At 71.1% G+C, this 17,128-nt stretch carries 14 protein-coding genes; 12 read left to right on the forward strand and 2 right to left on the reverse strand.

Going from position 1 to position 17,128, the window contains the following annotated elements; genetic code table 11:
- Positions 1-70 precede the first annotated feature (70 nt).
- Complete coding sequence (locus Q0863_RS00285) at positions 71-1,354, forward strand: citrate synthase (protein ID WP_298573565.1); 1,284 nt, start codon at positions 71-73, stop codon at positions 1,352-1,354.
- Between the two features lie 70 nt (positions 1,355-1,424).
- On the opposite strand, the gene Q0863_RS00290 is transcribed toward Q0863_RS00285, so the two are convergent.
- Positions 1,425-2,084, reverse strand: a complete 660-nt coding sequence (locus Q0863_RS00290) for a hypothetical protein (protein WP_298575783.1) — start codon at positions 2,082-2,084, stop codon at positions 1,425-1,427.
- An 86-nt stretch (positions 2,085-2,170) separates the two neighbouring features.
- The gene (locus tag Q0863_RS00295; protein WP_298573566.1) at positions 2,171-4,699 is read right to left on the reverse strand and encodes a penicillin-binding protein 1A; all 2,529 of its coding nucleotides are present in this window, start codon (positions 4,697-4,699) and stop codon (positions 2,171-2,173) included.
- A gap of 250 nt (positions 4,700-4,949) precedes the next feature.
- Between Q0863_RS00295 and Q0863_RS00300 the strand changes: the two genes are divergently transcribed.
- From Q0863_RS00300 to Q0863_RS00350, 11 genes are all read left to right on the forward strand, one after another.
- Entirely contained in the window at positions 4,950-6,008 is a 1,059-nt protein-coding gene (locus Q0863_RS00300; protein ID WP_298573567.1) for a pilus assembly protein PilM, read from the forward strand.
- Complete coding sequence (locus Q0863_RS00305) at positions 6,008-6,718, forward strand: PilN domain-containing protein (RefSeq protein ID WP_298573568.1); 711 nt, start codon at positions 6,008-6,010, stop codon at positions 6,716-6,718. Before Q0863_RS00300 ends, Q0863_RS00305 begins: the two co-directional genes overlap by 1 nt.
- The gene (pilO, locus tag Q0863_RS00310) at positions 6,715-7,386 is read left to right on the forward strand and encodes a type 4a pilus biogenesis protein PilO (RefSeq protein ID WP_298573569.1); all 672 of its coding nucleotides are present in this window, start codon (positions 6,715-6,717) and stop codon (positions 7,384-7,386) included. The genes Q0863_RS00305 and pilO overlap by 4 nt, the downstream gene beginning before the upstream one ends.
- Positions 7,386-7,922 (forward strand): pilus assembly protein PilP, encoded by a 537-nt coding sequence (locus tag Q0863_RS00315; RefSeq protein ID WP_298573570.1) that lies wholly within the window; start codon positions 7,386-7,388, stop codon positions 7,920-7,922. The genes pilO and Q0863_RS00315 overlap by 1 nt, the downstream gene beginning before the upstream one ends.
- Before the next feature lie 16 nt (positions 7,923-7,938).
- Positions 7,939-9,885: a type IV pilus secretin PilQ gene (pilQ, locus tag Q0863_RS00320; protein WP_298573571.1), complete on the forward strand. Its 1,947-nt coding sequence runs from the start codon at positions 7,939-7,941 to the stop codon at positions 9,883-9,885.
- A gap of 278 nt (positions 9,886-10,163) precedes the next feature.
- Positions 10,164-11,156 carry a MoxR family ATPase gene (locus Q0863_RS00325; RefSeq protein ID WP_298573572.1) on the forward strand — a complete coding sequence of 331 codons (993 nt, stop codon included), beginning with the start codon at positions 10,164-10,166 and terminating at the stop codon, positions 11,154-11,156.
- 29 nt (positions 11,157-11,185) lie between these two features.
- A complete protein-coding gene (locus Q0863_RS00330) occupies positions 11,186-12,124 on the forward strand; it encodes a DUF58 domain-containing protein (RefSeq protein WP_298573573.1) in 939 nt (312 codons plus the stop codon).
- Complete coding sequence (locus tag Q0863_RS00335) at positions 12,121-12,579, forward strand: DUF4381 domain-containing protein (RefSeq protein ID WP_298573574.1); 459 nt, start codon at positions 12,121-12,123, stop codon at positions 12,577-12,579. The genes Q0863_RS00330 and Q0863_RS00335 overlap by 4 nt, the downstream gene beginning before the upstream one ends.
- Complete coding sequence (locus tag Q0863_RS00340) at positions 12,576-13,622, forward strand: VWA domain-containing protein (protein WP_298573575.1); 1,047 nt, start codon at positions 12,576-12,578, stop codon at positions 13,620-13,622. Before Q0863_RS00335 ends, Q0863_RS00340 begins: the two co-directional genes overlap by 4 nt.
- Entirely contained in the window at positions 13,619-15,388 is a 1,770-nt protein-coding gene (locus tag Q0863_RS00345) for a VWA domain-containing protein (protein WP_298573576.1), read from the forward strand. The genes Q0863_RS00340 and Q0863_RS00345 overlap by 4 nt, the downstream gene beginning before the upstream one ends.
- Complete coding sequence (locus Q0863_RS00350; RefSeq protein WP_298573577.1) at positions 15,385-17,034, forward strand: BatD family protein; 1,650 nt, start codon at positions 15,385-15,387, stop codon at positions 17,032-17,034. The genes Q0863_RS00345 and Q0863_RS00350 overlap by 4 nt, the downstream gene beginning before the upstream one ends.
- Positions 17,035-17,128: the final 94 nt, after the last annotated feature.

Raw genomic sequence — 17,128 nt, forward strand, 5'->3', positions numbered from 1 at the left:
GTAGCCAGCTTGCCGCCGTCGCCGGGCTCCACGGGCCCGTCCGTACGTCTGAACCATGAGGAGCACATCCGTGTCCGACAAAGTCGTGTTGAACACCGGCGGCAAGTCCGTCGACCTGCCCGTCCTGAAACCCACGCTCGGCAACGACTGTGTCGACGTCTCGAAGCTGACCAGGGAAACGGGCCTCTTCACCTACGACTCGGGCTTCACCGCCACCGCCAGCTGCAAGTCGGCGATCACCTACATCGACGGCGACAACGGCGTGCTGCTCTACCGCGGCTATCCGATCGAGCAGCTGGCCGAGCATTCCAGCTTCCTGGAAGTGGCCTACCTGCTGATGAACGGCGAGCTGCCGAACCAGGCCGAGTTCGCCAAGTTCGAGCACGAGGTGACGCATCACACGATGATGCACGAGTCGCTGAAGAACTTCCTGCACGGCTTCCACTACGACGCGCATCCGATGGCGATGCTCGCCGGCACCGTGGCCTCGCTGTCGGCGTTCTACCACGACACCCTCGACCTCGACGATCCGGCGCATCGCCACCAGGCCGCGATCCGCCTGCTGGCGAAGGTGCCGACCCTGGCCGCCGCCGCCTACCGCTACTCGATCGGCTGGCCGATCCGCTATCCGCGCAACAACCTCGAGTACGTCGACCGCTTCCTGCACATGATGTTCGAGGTGCCGAGCGAGCCGCTGGAGCTCAACCCGGTGGTGGCCAAGGCGCTGGACCTGCTGTTCATCCTGCACGCCGACCACGAGCAGAACGCCTCGACCTCGACCGTGCGCCTGGTCGGCTCCACCGGCGCCAATCCCTATGCCTGCATCGCCGCCGGCATCACCGCGCTGTGGGGTCCCGCGCACGGCGGCGCCAACGAGGCGGTGCTCAAGATGCTCGAGGAGATCGGCGATCCGAAGAACGTCGCCTCGGCCGTCGCCAAGGCCAAGGACAAGGAATCGGGCTTCCGCCTGATGGGCTTCGGCCACCGCGTCTACAAGAACTTCGACCCGCGCGCCAAGATCATCCGCGAGATGACCCACAAGGTGCTCGGCGAGCTGGGCGTGGACGATCCGATGCTGGAAGTGGCGATGCGCCTGGAAGAGGCCGCGTTGCAGGACGACTACTTCATCCAGCGCAAGCTCTATCCCAACGTCGATTTCTACAGCGGCATCATCTACAAGGCGCTGAAGATCCCGACCGAGATGTTCACCGTGATGTTCGCCATCGGCCGCACCGCCGGCTGGGTGGCGCACTGGCTGGAACAGCAGGTCGACCCGGAGGCCAAGATCGGCCGTCCGCGCCAGATCTACACCGGCAGCGACGTGCGCGACTACGTGCCCGCCGGCAAGCGCTGAGCGTCCGCGCAGGCCACGCCAGGACGCCCCGCATCGCGGGGCGTCTTCGTTTCACGCCCGGCGTGGCGGATCAGCCGGTGCTTCCGCCGGCCGCCCCGTAGCCGGCGATCTCGTCCTCGACCAGCAGCTGCCGCAGCTGCGCGGCCGAAGCGCGCTTCATCGGCTTGCCGTCGATGCTCGAGAGCGGCGCCTGCCGCAGCGCCACCGCGGGCAGCACGGTCAGTTCGAAGCCGAGGTCTTCGGCGGTGAACATCCAGACCGGGAAATCGCCCTCGCGGATCCTGTCCAGCCGCAGCCGGCGGGCGCGCGACTCGGCCGGGATGCCGGCCTCCTCCAGGAAGCGGGTGACCGCGTCGGCATCGTCGCTGTACAGCTGCAGCGCGATCGGCGTGCGCGCATCGGCCGTGCCGTCGAGCACCGGACCGACCAGGCGCGGGTCGAAGCGGTCGAAGAACTCCAGCGCGCGCAGTGCGGCCTCGCGGCGCATGCGCAGCCCGTCGGCCTGGCTGTCGCCCAGGAACAGGCGCTGGTACTCGCGCAACGCATCCTCGATCTCGCGATTGCGCGGCAGCGAGGCGTCGTCGTGGAATCCCAGGCGCTCGGCGGCCTTGAGCTTGGCCTGGTGGTAGTCGCGGATGCCGCCTTCGGCCATCAGCCTGGCCGCTTCGTGGGCAAGGCGGTGCCGACGCTCGCGCGTGCGGGTTTCGGCGTGCTGGCGGGCACGGTGCATCACGATCCCCCGGTCCTGCGACGCCCCGACTGTAACCGACGCCGGAGAAACGTCAACGTGAAGCGCCGCCCGCCGCGGCGCCCCGGTCAGAAGATGTCGAACGCCTCTTCGGCCGGCAGGTCGTCGAACTCGAACGTGTTCACCGCCTCCATGCGTTCCAGGTCCTCGGCCTTCACGTATTCGACGATGCCGCCTTCCGACGAGGTGGGCAGAAGTTGCCCGCCCGCCGTCACCGCGACCTTGACCATGCCGGGCGGCGGCTCGTTGCTCGCCACCGGCACGCCTTCGAGGGCCACGCGCATGAAGTCGATCCAGATCGGCAGCGCCGCGCGGCCGCCGTACTCGCGGTAGCCGAGCGAACGGTTGTCGTCGCGGCCCACCCAGACGGACGTGACCAGGTTGCCGCCGAAGCCGGAGAACCAGGCGTCGCGGTGGTCGTTGGTCGAGCCGGTCTTGCCGCCCACGTCCTCGCGCCCCAGCACCTTGGCCGCCGCGCCGGTGCCGCGCTGCACGACGTCGCGCATCATCGACACCAGCTGGTAGGCCACGCGCTCGTCGATCGCTCGCGGCGCCAGGACCGCATCCTCGGGCAGCTCGACCGGTTCGGCCGCCGCGGCGCCTTCGGCGCCATCGGTGCCGGTGACGGTGCGCGCAGGCCCCAGGTCGAAGCCGTCGACCACGTTGGGACGCGCGACCTGCACGCCCGTCGCGCTGGGGGCGCAGCCGCGGCACGCGATGGCCGGGTTGGCCTTGTACACGAGCTCGCCGTTGCGGTCGCGCACCTCGTCGATGAACCAAGGGTCGATGCGGAAGCCGCCGTTGGCGAACACCGCATAGCCGCGCGCGACCGACAGCGGGGTCAGAGACGGCGTGCCCAGCGAAATCGACAGGTTGGGCGGCAGTTCGGATTCCTCGAAGCCGAAATGGCTGATGTAGCGACGTGCGTAGTCGACGCCGATCGCGTCGAGCAGGCGCACCGACACCAGGTTGCGCGAGCGCACCAGCGCCTCGCGCAGCCGCATCGGGCCGGCGAAGCGGCCGTCGGAGTTCTGCGGGCGCCATTCCTGGCCGCGCCGCATGCGGAACACCACCGGCGCGTCGAGCACGATCGAGGCCGGATTGAAGCCGCGCTCGAACGCGGCCGCGTAGATGAAGGGCTTGAAGCTCGAGCCGGGCTGGCGGCGTGCCTGGGTGGCGCGGTTGAACTTGTTGCCTGCGAAGCTGAAGCCGCCAATCAGCGCACGCACCGCGCCGTTGTCCGGCTCCAGCGACACCAGGGTGGCCTGTCCGCGCGGAAGCTGGTCGAGCTGCCAGCTGACGCTGGGCGCGGCACCTTCCGCGGCCGGTGCCTTGGCGGGCTTCTCGATCCTCGCCACCCGCACCAGGTCGCCGCGCTTGACCAGGGCCGCCGGCGACTTGCCGGTCCAGCGGCTGGACGCGGCATCCAGGGTGACCGTGGTGCCGTCGGCCAGGACCACCTCGGCCGTCCCCGTTCCGGTGCCGAGCACGAGGGCCGGCAACAGGCCGCCCTGGGCGGGAATCGCGCGCAGGCGCGCGCTGGCCGTGGCCGCGTCCTCGTCGGCGGCCAGTTCGAACGTCTGCTCGGCGCCGGTCCAGCCATTGCGGTGGTCGTAGGCGGCCAGCCCGCTGCGCACCGCGCGGTCGGCCGCGGCCTGCATCACCGGGTCGATGGTGGTGGTGACGTGGTAGCCGCGGCTGAGCACGTCGCCGCCGAAGCGCGCCTCCATTTCCAGCCGCACCATTTCCGCCACGTAGGGCGCATAGGCTTCAACCGGGCGCTCGTGCGGCTTGGCGTGCATCGGAGTGGCGCGCGCCTGGTGGAACTCGGCCTCGCTGATGAAGCCCAGTTCGTGCATGCGCGCGAGCACGTAGTCGTCGCGCCGTTCGCGGGCGCGCTCGGGATTGCTCAGCGGGTTGCCGCTGGACGGGAACTTCGGGATCGCCGCCAGCGAGGCCATCTCGTCGAGATCCAGCGCGGCCAGCTCCTTGCCGTAATAGAACTCGGCCGCGGCGGCGACGCCATAGGAACGGTTCCCGAAGAAGCTCTTGTTGAGATAGAGCTCGAAGATCTCGTCCTTGCTCAGCTCCTGTTCCATCTTGCGCGCCAGCAGCATCTCGGCGAACTTGCGGGTGAAGCTGTACTCGGTGCTCAGGTAGAACTGTCGCGCGACCTGCTGGGTGATGGTCGATCCGCCGGGCACGCGCTCCTGGCCGCGGGTCTTGGCCAGCAGCCAGACCGCGCGCGCGACGCCCTTGTAGTCGATGCCGCCGTGTTCGTAGAAGCGCGCGTCCTCGGTGGCGAGGAAGGCCTGCTTGAGCCGCTCGGGCACGTCCTCGATCTTGATCGGGTAGCGCCGCATCTCGCCGAACAGCGCCATCAGCTTGCCGTCGCGCGCGTACACGTACATCGGCTCCTGCATCTCGATGTCGCGCAGGCTCTGGACTTCCGGCAGCTTCGAGGAGACCGTGTAATAGACGAAGGCGCCGGCGGCCGCGGCGGCGACGGCCAGGACGATGCAGGCCAGCAGCGCCCAGCGCAGGATGCGCAGCAGCGGCCGGGACTTCTTGGGGGGAGTGGGGGCGGGCGCGGACATAGGGGCGCAAGTATAGAGGTCGACAGCGACCACTCAGTGGCCGGTGCCGGTCGGGCGGGGTGGTCGGCGTGGCGATCGGGGCCGGGGAGGGCCGGGGGCGGAAAAGGGGGCTGCCACCCCTCCGGGAGACCCAAAGGCGGGCAATCGGACACGCTCCGGGAAGCCCACTGTTGCCACCGGATGAAAAGTCCGTTATTTAATGCGTCGGGGCACGTTGCGCACGTAAGCGCCCGTGGCAAAGGGGAAAAACGTGGGGCTGATCACAAAAAGTCAAGCGCCGCTTGTCGGGGTCGACATCAGTTCGACTGCGGTCAAGCTGCTGCAGCTGTCGCGATCCGGGGACCGTTACCGGGTCGAGCACTACGCCGTGGAGCCGCTGCCGCCCAACGCCGTGGTCGAGAAGAACATCGTCGAGGTCGAGGCGGTGGGCGAGGCGATCCGCCGCGCGGTCTCGCGCTCGGGCACCAAGGCCAAGTTCGCCGCGGCCGCGGTCTCGGGATCGGCGGTGATCACCAAGATCATCCCGATGCCGGCCGACCTGGACGACGACGACATGGAGTCCCAGGTCGAACTCGAGGCGGTGAACTACATCCCGTACCCGATCGAGGAAGTGAACCTCGACTTCGAGGTGCTCGGCGGGATGCCCGGCAACACCGAGATGGTGCAGGTGCTGCTGGCGGCCTCGCGCTCCGAGAACGTGGAGATGCGTGCCTCGGCGCTCGAACTGGGCGGGCTGACCGCCAGGGTCGTCGACGTCGAGGCCTTCGCCATCGAGAACGCCTTCGGCCTGCTCGCCAACACGCTCAACATCCCGCGCGACGGCATCGTGGCGCTGGTCGATGTCGGCGCGACCATGACCACGCTCAACATCCTGCGCAACGGCCGCAGCCTGTATTCGCGTGAGCAGGTCTTCGGCGGCAAGCAGCTCACCGACGAGGTGATGCGCCGCTATGGCCTGAGCTACGAGGAGGCGGGCCTGGCCAAGCGCCAGGGCGGCCTGCCCGAGAGTTACGAGATCGAAGTGCTGGAGCCGTTCAAGGAGGCCCTGGTCCAGCAGATCAGCCGCCTGTTGCAGTTCTTCTACGCCGGCAGCGAGTTCAACCGCGTCGACCAGATCGTGCTGGCCGGCGGCTGCGCCTCGATCCCCGGCGTCTCCGAAATGGTGGAGGAGCAGCTTGGCGTGCAGACCGTCATCGCCAACCCGCTGGCGCAGATGACGCTGGGTTCGCGGGTCCAGGCGCACGCCCTGGCCCAGGACGCGCCGGCGCTGATGATCGCCTGCGGCCTGGCCCTGAGGAGCTTCGACTGATGGCCCGGATCAACCTACTCCCGTGGCGGGCGGAGCGCCGCAAGCAGCGCCAGAAGGAATTCGGCGTGATGCTCGGGATGGCCGCGCTGGCCGGCCTGCTGCTCTGGTTCCTGTTCAACATGTACTACAACGCGCAGATTTCCGGGCAGAAGGAACGCAACCAGTTCCTGGAGCAGGAGATCGCCGAGGTCGACAAGAAGATCGTCGAGATCGAGGCGCTGGACCGGCAGAAAGCCCGGCTGCTGGCGCGCAAGGACGTGATCGAGCAGCTCCAGGCCAACCGCTCGCAGATGGTCCACCTGTTCGATTCGCTGGTGCGTACCATCCCCGACGGGGTGATCCTCACCGGGATCAAGCAGGAGGGCGAGAAGCTCACCCTGGAAGGCCGCTCCCAGTCCAACTCGCGCGTGAGTACCTACATGCGCAACCTCGAAGGCTCGGGCTGGATGACCAAGCCGGACCTGTCGATCATCGAGGCGCGTGACGGCGTCGCCGGCCTGCCCTACGCCTTCACCCTGACGGTGCAGCTGGCCAACCCGAACGCACCCAAGGACGAGGACGGCGACGGCATCCCCGACCCGGTGCCGCCGGTCAATGCCGAACCGGCCGCCGCCGCAGAAACCGCCGCCGCGGCAACGCCCGCGGGCGAGCCGGCCATCGCGGACGAGCCCGCGGTCGAGACCGCGCCTGCCGAAGGAGCCGCCCAGTGAGCAAGAAGAAGATGTCGCTGCGCGAGCTCGACTTCAACAACATGGGTTCGTGGCCGCGCGAGTACAAGATCGGCTTCTGCGTGCTGCTGGCCGCGCTGATCTTCGGCCTGCTGTGGTACGTGGTGACGCGGCCCAAGGCACCGGAACTCGAGAACCTGGAGCGCAGGGAAGTCGAACTGCGCACGGATTTCGAGACCAAGCAGGGTCGCGCCTCCAACCTGGAGCCGCTCAAGCAGCAGCTCGCGCAGATGGAGCAACAGCTGCAGCAGATGCTGCGCCAGCTGCCGAGCCGCACCGAGATGCCGGCGCTGATCAACGACATCTCGCAGACCGCGCTTGCCACGGGCATCCACAACGAACTGTTCAAGCCGGGCCCCGAGACGCCCAAGGAGTTCTACGCCGAGAAGCCGATCGAGCTGAAGATGGTGGGTTCCTACCACCAGTTCGGCGCCTTCGTCAGCGGCGTGGCCTCGCTGCCGCGCGTGGTGATCATGACCATGCATGACATCTCGCTGCGTCCGCGCGGTGCCGGCAACAACAGCATGGCCGGCATCACGCCGAACTCCAGCCTGGAGCTGGCCGGTACGGTCAAGACCTACCGCTACCTGGACGAGGAAGAGGCCGCGGCCCAGGAAGAGGTTGCGGCGGCTGCCGGGGGGGCTCACTGATGCGAATTTCCAGGAATGCCGCCGGCGCCATGGCATGCGTGCTGGCGCTGGCGCTCACCGGCTGCGTGCGCGGGGTGAGCAGCACCCCGGGCGAGGCGCCCAACCTGCAGGAGTGGGTGGCCAACGTGAAGGCGCGTCCGGCGCCGCCGCTGGATCCGCTGCCGGTGATGCAGCAGTTCGAAACCTTCGAGTACGCGGCGCAGGACCTGCGCGATCCCTTCAGCGCCGTGTTCAGCGACGACGGCGACGGCAGCGGTCCGCGTCCGGACTCCAATCGCCGCAAGCAGGTACTCGAGCAGTTCCCGCTGGACAGCCTGGACATGGTCGGTACCTTGCATACCGGCGCGTCCATGGTGGCGCTGGTGATGGCGCCGGACAAGGTGACCTACCGGGTCTCGCCCGGCGTCTACCTGGGCCAGAACGATGGCCGGGTGACCAGCGTGCAGGAAGATAGAATCGATCTCGTCGAACTCGTGCCGGATGGCGCTGGCGGCTGGCTGGAACGGCCGGCCTCGGTTGCGCTCGAAGACAATTGATCAGGGGAAGTCAAAGATGACCGTCACCACAGTGCGTAATCGGCAGCCGGCCCGGCGCGCCATCCCCGTCAAGGCCCTGGCGATCGGCCTCTGCGCAGGCCTGCTTTCGGCCTCGGCAGCGGCAGGCGCTCCGGACCTGCGTGCCTATGCGCCCGGCATGCTGGCGATGGCGCAGGCCGCTGCCATCGACCCGGCCAAGCAGGTGCCAGGCGTGGTCTCGGTCTCGGCCGTGGACTTCAAGCGCGGCGACGGCGGCGCGGGCAAGCTGATCCTGCGCTTCGACGGCGATGGCGCGAACCCCGACCTTCGCACCCAGGGGTCGAGCGTCATCGTCAACATCGGCAACGCATCGCTGCCGGCCTCGCTGCAGCGCCCGCTCAACGTCACCGACTTCGCCACCCCGGTGCAGCGCATCGACGCGCGCCAGGGCGGCGAGGGTGCCCAGCTGGTGCTGAGCAACCAGGGCAACTTCGAGTCGATGGCCTACCAGAGCGGCCGCGACTACGTGGTCGAAATCGTGCCGCGCGCGGCGGCGACCCCGGAGCGGGCGGTTGGTGCCAGCAGCCCGTCGGCGGTGACCACCGCGGCGCAGGGATCTGCCGCACGCAGCTACAGTGGCCGCCCGGTGACCTTCAACTTCCAGGACGTGCCGGTGCGCACCGTCCTGCAGCTGATCGCCGAGGAGTCCAACCTCAACATCGTCGCCAGCGACACGGTCACCGGCAACGTCACCCTGCGCCTGATCAACGTGCCGTGGGATCAGGCGCTGGACATCGTCCTGCAGGCCCGCCAGCTCGACAAGCGTCGCAGCGGCAACGTGGTCTGGGTGGCGCCGCAGGTCGAGATCGCGGCGTTCGAGAAGGCCAAGGAAGATGCGCGCCTCGAACTCGAGGAACGCGCCGAGATGGTCACCGAGTACATCCCGATCAGCTACGGCAACGCCGAGGACATCGCCAAGCTGCTGACCGAGGAGAGCAAGAACAGCATGGGCGGGGGACAGGGCGGTGGCAGCCAGGGGCAGCAGGAGAGCCGGGGCTTCCTGTCGCGGCGCGGCAGTCTGAGCTTCGACCGTCGTACCAACACGCTGCTGGTCATCGACATCCCGCAGCGCGTGACCGAGATCCAGCGCCTGGTGACGATGCTCGACAAGCCGGTCGACCAGGTGGTGATCGAGGCGCGGATCGTGATCGCCAACGAGTCGTTCGCGCGCGACCTGGGTGCGAGATTCGGCGTGTACGGTGCGAAGGACCGGGTGATTACGTCCGGCAGCATCGATGCCAACCAGTCCTATATTTCTTCCTCCAACGCGTTCGCACGCGATCCGGACGATGCTCCGTTCCCGTCGTTCACCAATCCGCTGAACTTCTCCGGCGGGGCCGGAGCGGGCGCCGGTTCGCTCGCCCTGACCATCCTCGGCAACTACGTGAACTGGGATCTTGAAATCTCGGCGTTGCAGGAGGAGGGTCGCGGGGAAGTGGTGTCCAACCCGCGCGTGGTCACCAGCAACCAGAAGGAAGCAGTGATCCGCCAGGGCCAGGAGATCGGCTACCTGACCGTCACCGGCGGCCAGAGCAACAGCATCCCCACTGTCGAGTTCAAGGACGTCCTGCTGGAGCTCAAGGTCACGCCGACCATCACCAACGACGGGCGCGTGTTCCTCAACATGGCGCTGAAGAAGGACGAGGTCTCCGATTACATCGACATCGGCGACGACCTCGGCGAGGTGCCCGTCATCAACAAGCGCGAGATCACCACGGCCGTGCTGGTCGAGGACGGCCAGACGGTCTCGATCGGTGGCGTCTACGAGTTCAGCGAGCGCAGCGATCTGAGCAAAGTGCCGTTCCTGGGCGACCTGCCGATCCTGGGCAACCTGTTCAAGAAGCGCGGCCGCAACCGCGACAAGGCCGAGCTGCTGATCTTCGTCACCCCGAAGGTGCTGCGCGTCGCGCAACGCGTGAACTGAGCCGCGGCATCACGAAGAACGGGGCCCACGAGGCCCCGTTTTTTTCTGGACCGCGCGCCTGCGTGCGACCTGCCGCGAAGCCGCGGAACCCGCGGGCGCAAGGTTGTTCCAGTCCGCCGAAGACTCACCTGGCCCGGGAAGGGCTTCACGACCACGGGGCCTTCGCGCCCCGTTTTCGTTTGGCCCGGCTGAGTCGCTACTGATCGGCGTGGCCGGAACTGGAACCCGGACGGCGCGATTCTGGTCCAATGGAGCCTGACGACCCACCCAGGCCCCCGATGGACACTGCCCACGACGAGACTCCACGCCTGCATGCCGCGTTCACCGCGCTGCGCGACGACCTCGCCAGCGGGATCCTCGGCCAGGCCGCCCTGGTCGAGCGGCTGCTGATCGCGCTGCTTGCCGACGGCCACCTGCTGGTGGAAGGCGCGCCGGGGCTGGCCAAGACCACCGCGATCCGGGCGCTGGCTGCACGGGTGGAGGGCGACTTCGCCCGGGTCCAGTTCACCCCGGACCTGCTGCCGGCGGACCTCACCGGCACCGAGATCTGGCGCCCGCAGGAAGCCAGGTTCGAGTTCGTGCCCGGTCCGATCTTCCATTCGCTGCTGCTGGCCGACGAGATCAACCGGGCCCCTGCGAAGGTGCAGTCGGCGTTGCTGGAGGCGATGGGCGAACGCCAGGTGACGGTCGGACGGCAGACGTATGCGCTGCCGGCGCTGTTCCTGGTGATGGCAACGCAGAATCCGATCGAACAGGAGGGCACGTTCCCGCTGCCCGAAGCGCAACTCGACCGGTTCCTGATGCACGTGCGGATCGGCTACCCGGAAGCGGGCACCGAAACCGCGATCCTGCAGCTGGCGCGCGAGCGCGCCCGCGATGGGTTGCGTGGCGGCAGCCGCGAGCCGGCCCGGATGGCGCAGGCCGATGTGTTCGCCGCCCGCGCCGCCGTACTGGACCTGCACCTGGCGCCCGCGGTGGAGCGCTACCTGGTGGAACTGGTGCTCGCCTCGCGCGACCCGGGTCGCTATGACGCGGAGCTGGCGCGACGCATCGCCTGGGGCGCCAGTCCGCGCGGCTCGATCGCGCTGGAGCGCTGTGCCCGTGCGCGGGCCTGGCTGGCCGGCCGCGACTTCGTGACGCCCGACGACGTGCGCGACGTGGCCCCCGACGTGCTGCGCCACCGCGTCCTGCCCAGCTACGAGGCGACGGCCGAGGGCTGGGATGGCGATCGCCTGGTCGCGGCGCTGCTCGACCGGGTGCCCTTGCCCTGAGTGCGGACGCCGAGCGCAGGACTGCCGCCATGCCCGCCCAAGCACCAGCCAACGCCAGCGGTCGGCCCGACGCTTCCAACCAGGGCATCGTGCCGACGCTGGCAGAACTGCTCGCGTTGCGGACCGTCGCGCAGTCCCGGCGCCCGCCGCAGCGCGGGCGCCACGGCGCCAGCGGCCCGGCGCCGTCGCCGCTGCGCGGCCGCGGCATGGAGTACGCGGAATCGCGCGAATACGCGCGTGGCGACGATGCGCGCCACGTCGACTGGCGGCTGACCGCACGCAGCGGCCGCATGCACACCAAGCTGTTCCAGGCCGAACGCGAGCGCCTGACCCTGGTCGTGGCCGATACCGCGCCTGCGCTGTACTTCGGCACGCGCGTGCGTTTCAAGTCGGTGCAGGCCGCGCGCGCGGGCGCGGTCGCGGTCTGGGCCGCGGTGGGCGAGGGCGACCGCGTCGCCGCGCTGCGCGGCAGCCACGCCGAAGCTCCGGTGGCGCCTGCCGGTGGCACCCGGGGTGCGCTGCGCGTGCTCGACGCGCTGGTGCGCTGGTACGCGCGTCCCCCGGTCGACGATGCCGGCCTGCTCGACGGCCTCGCAAGGGCGCGACGCCTGCTGCGACCCGGTTCCAGGCTGGTCGCGCTGGCCGATCCCGGCAGCCTCGACGACGTGCCGGATGCGACCTGGGCCGCGCTGGCCCTGCATCACGAGGCGGTCGTGGTGCTGGTGGACGACCCGCTCGAGCGCGACCCGCCGCGCGAGCGCCTGCCGCTGCTTGCCGGCGGGCGGCGCATCGATCCCGACCTGGGCAGTGCGGCGCAGCGCCGCCGCTGGCACGACGCGTTCCCGCTGGCGACGGAGCAGGCCGCGACCCGCCTGCGCGCACGTGGCGTCCGCGTCCACCTCCTGTCGGCCGCCGCGCCGAGCCAGTCCTGGCGGGTGCCAGGCCCCCACGGCGGGGCTGCGGCGTGACTCCGGTGCAGTTGCCCCTGCGCGACGTGCACGAGCCGGTCGCGCCCGGCTGGTGGCCGCCGGCACCCGGCTGGTGGTTCGTGTTCGGCGCGGTCGTGCTCATCGTGCTGGTACTGGCCTGGCTGCGCTGGCGCCGCGCGCGCCGCCGTCGGCGCGCCGGCGAGCTGTTCGACCGGACTGTCGCTGCCGCCGTGACCGCGCCCGAGCAGGTCGCGGCGATGTCCGCGCTGCTGCGCCGCGCCGCCCGGCGTCGCGCAGCCGATGCGGACATCCGCCGCGACGAGGCCTGGCTGCAGCTGCTCGACGAAGGCCTGGAACATCCGGTGTTCGCCACCGGCGCCGGCAGGCTCCTGCTCGAAGGCGCCTTCCGCGCCCGGCTCGATGCGGCCGAGGTGGACGCGCTGCGCACGGTGGCGCGCGCGCGTTTCGTCGACTGGATGCAGGTGCGCGGATGACCGCTGCGCTGCCGGGCTGGTTCGACGCGCTGCCGCACCTGGCCTGGCCCTGGATGCTGCTCGCCCTGCCGCTGCCGTGGCTCGCGCGCCGCTGGCTGCCTCCGGTGCGGCCGACGCTGGCGGCACTGCGGGTGCCGTGGGGGCCGAGGATCGAGGAGATCGCCCGTCGCGGCGATCCCGTGGCGATGCGCGGCATGCCGCGGCTGGCGCTGCTGGCCTGGTGCCTGCTGTGCGTGGCGGCCGCGAGGCCGCAGCAGGCCGGTGAACCGGTGCAGCCGCCGGCATCGGGTCGCGAACTGATGCTGGCGGTGGACCTGTCCGGCAGCATGGGCGAGCAGGACATGCGCCTCGGCGCCGACGTGGTCGACCGGCTGACCGCCGCGAAAGCGGTGATCGCGGACTTCCTCGAGCGCCGCGAAGGCGATCGCGTCGGCCTGATCGTGTTCGGGCAGCGCGCCTATGCGCTGACCCCGATGACGGCCGACCGCGACAGCGTGCGCCAGCAGCTGCTCGACAGCGCGGTCGGCCTGGCCGGCCGCGAGACCGCGATCGGCGACGCGATCGGCCTGGCGGTCAAGCGCCTGCGCGGCGGCGGGACCGGCGCGCGCGGCCCGCAGGTCCTGGTGCTGCTGACCGACGGGGTGAACACCGCCGGCCAGCTCGATCCGATGAAGGCGGCGGAACTGGCCAGCGAACAGGGCGTGCGCATCCACACCATCGCCTTCGGCGGCGACAGTGCGCACACGATGTTCGGCATCCGCCTGCCGACGGGCGAGGTCGAGATCGACGAGGAGGCGTTGCGGCGCATCGCCGAGGCTACCGGGGGGCGGTCGTTCCGCGCCCGCGATGCGAACGAACTCGCCGGCATCTACGCCGAGATCGACCGGCTCGAGCCGGTGGTCCGGCCCGGCGCGCGGCTGCAGCCGATGCTGGAGCGCTATCCGTGGCCGCTGGCGGCGGCGCTGCTGCTTGGCCTGCTGGCAATGCTGCCACCGCCTTCGCGGTGGATGCCGGGCCGGGCGGCGGGGGGTGGCGCGGCATGAGCGAAGCCTTCGCCCAGCTGCAGTTCCTGCGTCCCGGCTGGCTGTGGGCGCTGTTCGCGCTGCCGCTGCTGGCGGCGGGCTGGTGGTGGCGCCGCAACCGGGCGAGCGTCTGGCGCCGCCACGTGGACGCCCACCTGTTGCCGCACCTGATCGAACCCGGTGCGACCCGCGCCAGCGTCGGCGGGCTGTTCGCGATGCTGCTTGCCTGGACGCTGGCCGTCCTCGCGCTGGCCGGGCCGAGCTGGCGCCAGGGCGAGGTGCCGCTGCAGTCGCAGGGCCGCGCGCTGGTGGTCGCGCTCGATCTCTCCGATGCGATGCTGGCGTCCGACCTGCCGCCCTCGCGGATGCTGCAGGCGCGGGCCAAGCTCGCCGCGCTGCTGCGCGAACGCGGCAGCGGTGACGTGGCGCTCCTGGCCTTCGCCGACGACGCCTACACCGTCGCGCCGCTGACCGCGGATGCGGCGAACGTCGCGCTCTTCCTCGACGCGCTGGCGCCGGACGTGATGCCCGTCGATGGCCACCGGCCCGATCGCGCGATCCTCGCGGCGATGCGCCTGCTCGAACAGGCCGGCCACGCCGGCGGCGACATCCTGCTGATCACCCACGCCGCCGATGCGGCGGCCGTTTCGGCCGCGGCGCGCGCGTCGGCCGCCGGCTTCCGCGTGGCGACGCTGGGCCTGGGCAAGGCGGCAGGCGCGACGTTCCGCGCGCGCGACGGCGAGCTGCGTTCGAGCCACCTGGATGCCGCCTCCCTGCAGCGGGTCGCGACCGCGGGCGGCGGACGCTACGCGGCCCTGTCCGCAGGCAGCGAGGACCTCGCCGCGCTCGGCGTGCTGGCGGCCACGGGCGCCCCCGATGCCGCAGCCACGACGCGCGGCAATACCCGGATCGCGCGCGACGAGGGCTGGTGGCTGCTGCCGCCGCTGATGCTGCTGGCGCTGCTGGCGTTCCGTCGCGGCGCCATGGTCGCCGTGCTGGCCGTATGCCTGCTGGCGCCGCTGCCCGCGCTGCAGGCGGCCGGTCCCCCAACCGCCACGCCCTGGCGGCGCGCCGACCAGGTCGAACACGCGCGCCTGCGCGAAGGCCTGGAGGCCTACCGCGCCGGCCGGTTCGACGAGGCCGCGAAGACTTGGCGCGCGCTGCCCGGCGCCGACGCCGCCTACAACAGGGGCAACGCGCTGGCCCGCGCCGGTCGCCTGGAGGAAGCGCTCGAGGCCTACGACGAATCGCTGCGCCACGAGCCGGGGATGGCCGATGCCATCGCCAACCGCGCCCTGGTCGAGGCCGAGCTGCGACGCAATCCGCCGTCCGGCGGCAGCCGGTCGCGGGAGCGGCAGGAAGCCGACGACCAGCGCGAGGGCAAGGGCCAGGGCGGCGGCGACGACGCCGGCGCGCCACCGCCCGAACCACAGGACGAAGGCACCGAGGGCGCGCAGGCGCGGCAGTCCCCGCCGCCGGAGGGCGAGTCCGAGCAGGCCCGGTCCGATCCGCAGCCGCCGCCCGGCAGCGATGCGCAGGCGCAACGCCAGGCCGACGCGGCGCAGCAACAGCGCATGCAGCGTGCCCTGGCCAAAGGCGAGCAGGCCGCCGAACAGGGCGAACGCGAGCCCGGCGATCCCGAGCGCGCGGAAAGCGAAGCCGAACGCGAACGGCGCCAGGCCGGCGAAGCCTGGCTGCGGCGCGTGCCCGACGATCCGGGCGGGCTGCTGCGCGCGCGCTTCCGCCTCGAACACCAGCGTCGCCACGGTGGAGGACCGACGCCATGACCTTGCTCCTGTTGCGCGCATTGGCCTGCGCGATCGTCCTGCTCGGCGCCGGCCTGCCCGCCGCGGCGCAGGCGGCCACCCGCGCCTGGCTCGACCGCGACCGCATCGAGGTGGGCGAAACCACCACCCTCAACATCGAGACCGACCAGGCCGGCGCGCGCATGCCGGACTTCGATGCGCTGCTGCCCGACTTCGTGCTCAGCGGCCACAGCAGCAGCCGCGGCATGGAGCGGGTGAACGGCCAGCACCGCGACCGCGTGCTGTTCGCGGTCGCGCTCAGGCCCCGTCGCGACGGCCTGATGACCGTGCCCGCACTGCGCGTGGGCAACGAGTCGACGGGACCACTGCACCTGACCGTCTCGCCGGCGTCGACCGCGCCCGCGCGCGCAGGCGAACCGGCCTTCATCGAAGGCGAGGCCGACAGCCAGGATCCCTACGTGCAGCAGTCGATCGGCTACACGCTGCGGCTGTACTACGCCACGCCGCTGGTGTCGGGGCAGCTCGACCAGCCGCAGCCCGATGGCGCGACGATGCAGCGCGTCGGCAGCGACCTGCAGTACACGCGCGAAACCGGTGGGCGCCGCTACACCGTGGTCGAGCGCCGCTTCGTGATCGTGCCCGAGCGCAGCGGCACACTGACCATCCCCGGCGCGCGCTTCGAGGGCACCGGCGTGGGCGGTTTCTTCGACGACATGTTCGGCAGCGGGCGTCGCGAACTGCGCGCCAACGGACCGCCGCGGATCCTGCAGGTGCGGCCCCTGCCCGACGGCGCGCCACAGCCATGGCTGCCCCTGCACGGGCTGGAACTGCGCTACCTCGCCACCCCGCAGTCTGCGCGCGCCGGCGATGCGGCGATCATCGACGTGGAGCTCGTCGCCGACGGCGCCGCGGCCAGCCAGCTGCCGGAACTGCTGCTGCCCCCGGTCAACGGGGCGCAGGTGCTGCCCGAGCCGGCCCAGGTGGACGAGAGCTTCGAACGCGGGCGGCTGCGCACGCGGGTGACCCGGCGCTTCGCGCTGGTGCCGGCCCGTGACGGCCAGCTGCGCGTGCCCGGGCCGCGCGTGGAATGGTGGGACGTGCGCGCGGGCGTGGCGCGTACCGCCTCGCTGCCGGCGCTGGAACTGGAAGTCGCGCCCGGCGACGCCGCACCGGCCAGCGCACCGGCCGCGGCCATCGCGGGCACTCCGTCCGCGCGCGACGCGGGTCCGTGGCCGTGGATCGCGCTGGCGTTTGCGCTGCTCTGGCTGGCGACGCTGGCCTGGGCACTGCGCCGGCGCGCGCCCGCGTCCGACGCCGGCGCGGTGCAGGCGCCGCCATCGTCGACCTCGCGGCCGACAGGCGTGCGCGAACTCCAGCGCGTGCTGCAGGTCGGCGATGCGGGCGAGGTGGAGCAGGCGCTGCGCGCCCTGGCCACGCCGCCGGCGCCGAGCCTGGAAGCGCTGTCGCAGGCGCTCGAGGATCCCGCGCAGCGCGCTGCGCTGCGCGAACTGCAGCTGGCGCGCTGGGCCGGCGGCGATCTCGCGGCGGCCCGCGCGTCGCTGCGCGCCGCCTTCGAGCGCGGGGCCGCGTGGCGCAGGGACGCCGCCCCCGCCGAACCCGGCCAGGACCTGCTGCCGCCGCTGTACCCGGGGCCGCGGCCGCGCTGAGGCCCGGTTCGCGCCCTTCCGCTGGAGCGCGCCGCACGCGGCCGGCCGGAGGGCCGCGCCGGTTTTGTTAAGCTTCGGCGATTGTTGCAGGAGA

This window comes from uncultured Luteimonas sp. (assembly GCF_947492465.1).
Lineage (GTDB): Bacteria > Pseudomonadota > Gammaproteobacteria > Xanthomonadales > Xanthomonadaceae > Luteimonas.